Origin of the sequence: Anaerotignum faecicola (assembly GCA_024460105.1) — a bacterium.
Classification (GTDB): domain Bacteria; phylum Bacillota; class Clostridia; order Lachnospirales; family Anaerotignaceae; genus JANFXS01.
In genome coordinates this window covers 1-404 of the sequence record JANFXS010000486.1, presented here as the reverse complement: position 1 = coordinate 404, position 404 = coordinate 1, and the positions used below count along the sequence as shown (strand labels likewise).

General features: G+C 53.5%; 1 protein-coding gene. It reads right to left on the bottom strand.

What is annotated here, in order from left to right; translation table 11 throughout:
- The coding region (locus NE664_15015) for a Na/Pi symporter (protein MCQ4727943.1) at nt 1-404 on the bottom strand (404 nt) is incomplete at both ends.

The window sequence follows — 404 nt, the reverse complement described above, 5'->3', positions numbered from 1 at the left end:
CACGATTCCATTTAACGCCAGCGTCTGCAAAATCCCTACGGATGCGGAAGAGCTCTGGATAATTCCCGTTACTGCAGCTCCCGCCAGAATGCCAAGAAACGGATTTCTTCCAAGTACGGTAAACGCCTGCGCAAAAATCGGAGCATTGCGGTATGGGGTGATGGCAGCCGACATAAACGTGAGACCGATAAACAGCACGCCGAAGCCCACCAGAATCTCTCCCACCTGCTTTTTTCTGCTGTTCTTACAAAACAGCGTCATGATTGCTCCCACACCCACCAGGGCCGGGGCAAAGAATTCCGGTTTCAGCATCTCGCCCCACTCGCTCATGGATACGATCCAGCTGGTCACCGTGGTTCCGATATTGGCGCCCATGATAATACCGACCGCCTGCCCAAGATTCA